The sequence below is a fragment of the Corynebacterium sp. UMB9976 genome, assembly GCF_030212265.1.
In the GTDB taxonomy this organism is placed as follows: Bacteria; Actinomycetota; Actinomycetes; order Mycobacteriales; family Mycobacteriaceae; genus Corynebacterium.
Genome location: NZ_JASODY010000040.1, coordinates 1 through 2,956, shown reverse-complemented (window position 1 = coordinate 2,956; position 2,956 = coordinate 1). Strand labels below are relative to the sequence as shown.

The 2,956-nt window shown below is 60.1% G+C and carries 2 protein-coding genes and 1 tRNA gene; 1 reads left to right on the top strand and 2 read right to left on the bottom strand.

The features are described from left to right. Window positions 1-138: 138 nt before the first annotated feature. Window positions 139-211: transfer RNA gene (locus tag QP140_RS09650), tRNA-Ala, on the bottom strand. Between the two features lie 91 nt (window positions 212-302). Beyond that, window positions 303-1,040 (bottom strand): DsbA family protein, encoded by a 738-nt coding sequence (locus QP140_RS09645; RefSeq protein ID WP_284759444.1) that lies wholly within the window; start codon window positions 1,038-1,040, stop codon window positions 303-305. A 293-nt stretch (window positions 1,041-1,333) separates the two neighbouring features. On the opposite strand from QP140_RS09645, the gene QP140_RS09640 reads away from it, so the two are divergent. Next, window positions 1,334-2,821 carry an alanine/glycine:cation symporter family protein gene (locus QP140_RS09640; RefSeq protein WP_070758743.1) on the top strand — a complete coding sequence of 496 codons (1,488 nt, stop codon included), beginning with the start codon at window positions 1,334-1,336 and terminating at the stop codon, window positions 2,819-2,821. Window positions 2,822-2,956 lie beyond the last annotated feature (135 nt).

Here is a 2,956-nt window from a genome sequence, read left to right as displayed (position 1 = left end):
ACCTTATTTAAGCCCGTTTTATGCGGTCTGACCAGCGGATAGGCTGAAAATCAGACACACTTTTTGCTACTTAACCCGAGACCCCACCTAAACACGAAAAAACCTCCGGTCGATAAGACCGGAGGTTTTCTCTCTAAGTGGAGCTAAGGGGATTCGAACCCCTGACCCCCACACTGCCAGTGTGGTGCGCTACCAACTGCGCCATAGCCCCTTGGTGCGGATCTAAAGATACCCCACCGGAACACAACCCACCAAATCGGTGGCCGTGAGGGCCGAAAAACCGACCCTCACGCTGCGGTTATTTAATTCTTGACCACATCTGGAACCCAGGACTGCGGCATTCCGTCCTTGCCGGTCTTAATGTCGAGCTTCTGGCCATCCACCAGGACGATCGGCGAGGACACCTGGCCAACCTTCTTCTTCAGGACCTTCGCGTTGGCCTCGCCAACCTCGACGCCCTTATCCTCCAGCTCGCCATTCTTGATCTTCTCGATCAGCGAAGCGTCCAAGTCATATGCCGAAGCAGCCTGCGCCAGGTCCTCGTAGTCCCAGGTCCGTGCAACGGTCTCCTGCTCGAGCATGGTGTAGTTGTGGAAGTTCCAGAACGCCTTGACGTTGCCGGTCTCAGCGATGGCGTATGCCACCGCAGCACCACGGGTCGACGGACCACGACGGCCGTCGTCCAGGAAGTTCAAAAAATTAAAACGAACCTTGAGCTTGCCATCGGAGACGGCCTGCTTAACGTCCTGGTGGTCTGCTTCCACCAGGTGGGAGCAGTACGGGCAGGAGAAGTCCTCGTAGATGTCAGCGACGGGGGCGTCCTTATCGACGTTCTTCGAAGCCAGCTCGACGACATTGTCCTTCGCGGTGATGGTGAAGTTGACGTCTTCCTGTGGCATGTTCGCCGCGATGTCCTCCTTCGACCCACCGCGGGTGACGACGATGCCGATTACGACGGCCGCGATCACAAGAACCGCGATGATCGTCCACATGAAACCACTGCCACCCTTTTGATCGGGGGCCTTAACCTTCTGGCTCACTAAAACTTCCTTTCGGACCTTCACATGCGCGCCATTCGCCGGGTGCGGGGGCGCCCAAATGGACGGCCGGTTCCCGGCCTATCGTCGCTAACCCTAGTGATCTTAAAGTCACAAAATCCACTTGGGAGACCCCAAAACCCCAGGTTGACAGGAAGCTGTTACCCACCGCCATAAGCTGCCAGAGTTCCCACAGCTTCACCTCGCCTCACCTTCCCCGCAGCGGCATACATGTTATTGACAGGAATTTTTGACCTTCTGGCAAGTGATGCAACTCACCGACGTATGTTTAGACCATGGAAGAACAAACTTTTGCCTCACAGTTGAATGATGTGTTGGGCACAATCTCGGGCTTCGTGTGGGGGCCCTGGCTGCTCATCCCCCTCCTCTTCGGCACCGGTCTGGTCCTCACGATCCGCATGCGCGGCGTCCAGTTCCGCAAGCTCGGTGTCGCTCTCCGTCACGGGCTCCTGGACCGCGACGACGAAGGCGGCGAGGGTGATATCTCGCAGTACCAGGCCCTGACCACAGCGCTGGCCGCGACCGTGGGCGTGGGCAACATCGTCGGTGTTGCTACCGCACTGTCCATCGGTGGCCCCGGCGCGCTGTTCTGGATGTGGGTCACCGGCCTGGTCGGCATGGCGTCCAAGTACGCCGAGGCCTTCCTGGGCGTTCGTTTCCGCACCACGGATAAGAAGGGCAACATCTCCGGTGGCCCGCAGCGCTACCTGGAGCACGGCATCAAAGGTGGGCTCGGTAAATTCCTCGCCTGGTTCTTCGCGATCGCCGCGGTCATCGCTTCCTTCGGCATCGGTAACCTCACCCAGGCCAACGCTGTGGCCGAGGGACTGAAGGACACCTTCGAGATTGATCCACGCCTCACCGCGGTCTTCCTCTTCGTCGGTGTCGGCGCGGTGCTGATGGGCGGCATCAAATCCATCGGTACGGTGACCTCCGGCTTCGTGCCGATGATGATCGTGATCTACCTGGGCGGCGGCATCATCGTGCTCATCAAGCACGCCGCCGAGATCCCTGCTGCGTTCGGCATGATCTTCAGCGACGCCTTCACCGGTACCTCTGCGGTGGGCGGGTTCATCGGCTCCTCCATCATCATCGTGATGCAGATGGGCTTCGCGCGAGGCATCTTCTCCAACGAGTCCGGCATGGGTTCCGCTGCAGTTGCAGCCGCTGCGGCGAAGACTTCCCACCCAGTGCGCCAAGGGCTGGTCTCCATGACCCAGACCTTCATCGACACCATCATCGTGGTCACCATGACCGGCCTCGTCATCGTGACGACGGGCGTGTGGGAACTCGGCGCCGACCAGGCGGGCGTGATGACCGCACGTGCTTACTCCGCAGGCCTGGGCTCCGACTGGGGCGGAATGATCGTCTCCGTGTCGGTGGTCTTCTTCGCCTTCTCCACCCTGCTGGGCTGGTCCTACTACGGTGAGCGCAACGCGCAGCGCGTCTTCGGCGACTGGGCATCGCCCATCTACCGCATGCTCTTCACCTGCGTCGTGGTGGTTGGCGCAACGACGGAGCTGGAGCTGGCCTGGACCTTCGCCGACCTCGCGAATGGCCTGATGGCGCTGCCTAACCTGATCGGCCTGCTGATCCTCTCCGGCCTCATCGCCCGGGAGACGAAGGCTTACCTGGACTTCGACCCCACCCTGCGGGCCACGCCGGAGCAGGTGGAACAGTTCCTCATCGAATCTGGCAACCCGTGGCGCACGGACCCGCACAAGACCATCGATATTCCCCACGAGGCGCCGAGCGCCAAGTAAGGCTTAGCCACTAGCTCCCAGCTGGCCGGGTGGCACCCTGGCCAGCGATGACAAAAGGGGGTTAAGTAGCAAAAAGTGTGTCTGATTTTCAGCCTATCCGCTGGTCAGACCGCATAAAACGGGCTTAAATAAGGT

Coding starts and splice junctions, on each gene's coding strand:
- QP140_RS09640 (WP_070758743.1), top strand. CDS start 1,334: ATGGAAGAACAAACTTTTGCCTCACAGTTGAATGATGTGTTGGGCACA.